This window comes from Allocoleopsis sp. (genome assembly GCF_036703385.1).
Lineage (GTDB): Bacteria > Cyanobacteriota > Cyanobacteriia > Cyanobacteriales > Coleofasciculaceae > Allocoleopsis.
This window is the reverse complement of record NZ_DATNPA010000347.1, coordinates 1-4,181: the sequence shown is the minus strand read 5'-3', so window position 1 is coordinate 4,181 and position 4,181 is coordinate 1. Positions and strand designations below refer to the sequence as shown.

Here is a 4,181-nt window from a genome sequence, read left to right as displayed (position 1 = left end):
ATCAACTAATCAATCCGATTTTTCGGGCTGCGAGTTCAATTTGAATTCTCAGTTCTTTACCCGGTTCGTCATAGACGCCCAGAGCATCTTGCAGTCGAATCCAGTAGTTTCGCACGGTGCGATCGCTCACGTTCATTTTTTGGGCGATCGCTTTATCCGTCAAGCCTTCCTGAAATTTGAGCGTGAGGACTTCTATCCATTTCCGGTCAAATTCCGGGCGCGATCGCAATTCTGTAGACAAATAAATAGAGCCTCGCAGCGCCATGTCAATCAGTCTTAACATTTCTTTGATAGGCAAAGACTTATCCATCGCAGCAAAGCCACCTTCATAAGCATTAATCATTGGTTTAAGACGCACCAGTGGCTTGACATTCGTACTCAGAACCACCAAATTGGGGGCGAGAGGACTCTCCATCAAAGTTTTGAGGAGTTGAATGCCCACCTCGGCATTGGCAGTGGCGTGGGGTTTCTCTGGAAGACACAGGTCAACAATTGCCAAATCTGGGTGATACCGTTCAACTTGCCTTAATGCCGTCTGTGCATCCTGGGCTGTTAGGATTTCCGCTTCTGGGTATTTTCCCTTGAGTGCTGGAATAGTGCCTTCGAGAATTGCTTCGTGGTCGTCAACAACAAGAAATTTTGGCTTAACTTGCTCCGTATCCCGACTCATGACTGGCATTAATTCAACCATATGCATTCAGCGTCACAATACTATACTAGGGTTAAGTTTTTGTTCCTAAAAATTTATTGTTAAAGACTAGGATACAAGCGAGTAGCTGCCCGCACCTTGCCACTTTAGGAACTTGGTTTTCCAATTTTGGAAAGTTAACAACAATGTTCTGGCAGGCAGCATTCGGTTGAGTTGTGTTCAAGAGTTTCACTCATTTTTGATAGCAGGCTTTGCTTCTGTCCTGGTAAACTCAACAGAATGCTCTCTTAAGTAGAATGTCACTTACTTAAGGGAAAAGTGATTGTTTCTTGGGAAAAACCCAGATTGGGGGGAAACCCCCCAATCCCCCCACTGGGGGACGGAGTGCCTACCTAGAGACCCCCTGCACAAGAGTTGGTTGGTGAGCTATGAGAGTTCTTAAGTCAGTGCCATTCCTCTTAAGTGCATCTGAGATGAAACGGCATTCTCTGAGATTCTGGTTACTGAACGGCACTGCTGTGTATGCTCTATTGAGTTGCCACTTAAGTGCAGCACAAATCGTCCCGGATGCAACACTCCCGGTCAATTCTGTGGTCACGCAACAGGGAAATACTAGTGTCATCAATAGCGGAACCACAGCAGGCACAAATCTGTTCCATAGCTTCAGCGAGTTTGGAGTGCCTACCGGAGGCGAGGCGTTTTTCAACAATGCAACACAGATTCAGAATATCCTCGCTCGGATTACAGGTAACTCTGTCTCAAATATTGATGGCTTGATTCGAGCTAACGGCACTGCCAACCTGTTTTTGCTCAATCCCAATGGGATTATTTTCGGTGCAGGAGCAACTCTAAATATCGGCGGCTCGTTTTTAGCTTCTACAGCTACTAGTCTAGTGTTTGCCGATGGTACTATTTTCAGCGCCAAACCAGCTACCCCGACTACACCGTTGCTGACCATCAGCGTACCCCTTGGCTTGCAATTCGGACAGAATCCAGGAAGCATAATCGTGCAGGGGAATGGTCAGGGTCGAAGATTAACAAGTGCTGTGATTGATACCACTTTTGGTTTGCGGGTACAGCCCAATCAAACCTTAGCGTTGGTGGGTGGTGATGTCACTTTAGAGGGGGCAACACTCAAGACGGCTGGCGGACGTATAGAATTGGGCAGTGTCTCAGGAGAAGGTCTAGTTAGGCTGGCTCCCATCAACAAAGGTTTTGCCTTGGGTTATGATGCTGTGCAAAACTTTGGGAACATTCAACTATTGCAAAAGACCATAGTTGATGCCACTGGGCTAGTCGGCGGCGATATACAAGTAATGGGCAGGCGCGTCACCCTTACTGATGGTTCCCAGCTAGAGGCAAGTACTTTGGGAGCAGAGGCAGGAGGTGCAATAGTTGTGAACGCTGTTGAGTTAATCGAGGCAGTTGCTAGTTCCAATAGTCAACAGCCAACTGGCTTGTTTGCTGCATCTTACCCAGAAGCAACAGGAACCGGGGGAAGTCTGACAATTAATACTCGTGACTTGCTCGTTCGAGGGGCACAGATCTTTACTAGCACATTTGGTTTAGGAAAAGCGGGGAATATAACTATCAATGCTACTAACTCTGTGCAATTTACTAATACCTTAGCTAATTCTCCTATCTACGGCGTGTCTTCAGCTGCACTAGTATACGCGGGCGCAACAACAGGGGACGCGGGAGAGGTGACAATTAATACTCGTGACTTGCTGGTACGGGATGGGGGATTCATTAGTGCTAGAACTACTGGTTCAGGAAAGGGGGGGAATATAACTATCAATGCTACTAACTCGGTGCAAGTTATTGGTACCTCCGCCAATGGTATAGCCAGCGGTTTGTTTGCACGATCTTCGCAAGGTACAACAGGGGATGCAGGAAACGTAACAATTAACACGGGTGAGCTGCTTGTCCGGGATGGGGGTATAGTAGCGGTTCGGAGTGAAGGGACAGGAAATGCAGGCAACCTCAACGTTAATGCTCGCTCTATCCGTTTGGAGAATAATGCTACCCTGACTGCTGATACCCGAAGCAACAGCACTGACCCCAGTAAAGAGCAGGCAACTATCAATCTGCGATCGCACGACTTGATATTGCGCCAAGGCAGCAGCATCACCACCAACGCAACAGGCAGCAATATCACAGGCGGCAACATCACCATCGATACTGATAACCTGGTCGCCATTCCCAAAGAAAATAGTGACATCAGCGCCAATGCGGAAAATAGCTTCGGCGGTCGAGTCATTGTCAATGCTCAAGGTATCTTCGGCACTCAGTTTCGGGAGCGCCCCACCCAATTCAGTGACATTACCGCCAGTTCTGAGCTTGGCGCTCGATTCAATGGCATTGTACAACTCAATACGCCTGATATCGACCCAAACCGAAGCTTAGTCGCTCTGCCCGCAAACGTCATCGATCCTTCCCAGCTTATTGCCAATAGCTGCCTCGGACGCAGCAACCGACGAGAGGGGAAATTCATCATCACGGGGAACGGCGGTTTACCAGTGACGCCAGATGACCCTGCGATCGCACCTTATCAGACTTATCAGATACCAACTGTTGAGAGTGCAAGTGTCTCTGGAAACCGGACACGAGAGAGCGAGAGCGTTGCGAGTGCATTGCGTTTGCGTTCGCGTAGCGTCCCGAAGGGAAGCATGGTGCGTAAGCAGCAAAGCGCAGATCGCTCTTTTTCCACCAATTCCTCAAACTCCACTCCTCCTACTGCCTCACCTATTATGGAAGCCTCTGGATGGAAGTATGGCGCTCATGGTGAGGTAATTCTCGTAACGCAAGTAGGGAATAGTGCTCCTCGCTCTTCTGGGTCCAAACTCCCTACCTGCAAAGATTGAACAAGGCACTCTGACAAAGGCATCAGATGCACCGAAGGTGGCGAATCGGCTCCCTTGTAAAGCCGTAGGCAATCGCCAAGGAGAGTTTTTACTGAGCTATTGAGCCATTTTTGACAGGTAGCTAATACCAGTTTCATTTAATGCTGCTACAGAGCGAGATCCCCCCTAGCCCCCCTTAAAAAGGGGGGAACAAATGAAGGATTTAAAGTCCCCCTTGTTAAGGGGGATACGAGGGGGATCTTCTAAGCGTTGCACTATTTTATGAAATTGGTATAACCTTCTCTTTTGGTATAGTCAACAAAACTAACTAATTTTCCGAAATTGGAAAAGAATTTTCCTAAAATGACCTTACCTTCCTGGCTGATTCAGGATTACTCTTGTTGCAGTGGAGAGCCTGCTACACACAGACGCTCGCTAGTCTAAATTCTAATTTATAAGCAGACTGGAAACCGCAAAGTTATCCCAGGTATCTTGCCATGAATCAGCCCAAGCCAAGACGCCAACGCGGCGTACTCCTTACACCGACAGGATGGAAGAAACTTCAGGAGGCTCTTGGTGAGGCGGAAACTTGGGAAAATTCAGGAACCCGGTACTCGCTTGAAGCACTCTCGTCTCGCACTGGCATAGAACCAACTACTATCCGGAAGGTATTGGAGCGCGAAAAAGGA

At 48.1% G+C, this 4,181-nt stretch carries 2 protein-coding genes and 1 pseudogene; 2 read left to right on the top strand and 1 reads right to left on the bottom strand.

Translation table 11 applies throughout. The features are described 5' to 3' along the window. Nucleotide 1 precedes the first annotated feature (1 nt). Nucleotides 2–691: a response regulator transcription factor gene (locus V6C93_RS17265; protein WP_333477908.1), complete on the bottom strand. Its 690-nt coding sequence runs from the start codon at nucleotides 689–691 to the stop codon at nucleotides 2–4. A 431-nt stretch (nucleotides 692–1,122) separates the two neighbouring features. Here V6C93_RS17265 and V6C93_RS17260 point away from each other — a divergent pair, with 431 nt between their 5' ends. Both V6C93_RS17260 and V6C93_RS17255 read left to right on the top strand, forming a co-directional pair. Continuing rightward, entirely contained in the window at nucleotides 1,123–3,513 is a 2,391-nt protein-coding gene (locus V6C93_RS17260) for a filamentous hemagglutinin N-terminal domain-containing protein (RefSeq protein ID WP_333477907.1), read from the top strand. Between the two features lie 476 nt (nucleotides 3,514–3,989). Beyond that, nucleotides 3,990–4,181: pseudogene (locus tag V6C93_RS17255) on the top strand (ATP-binding protein); the annotation flags it as partial.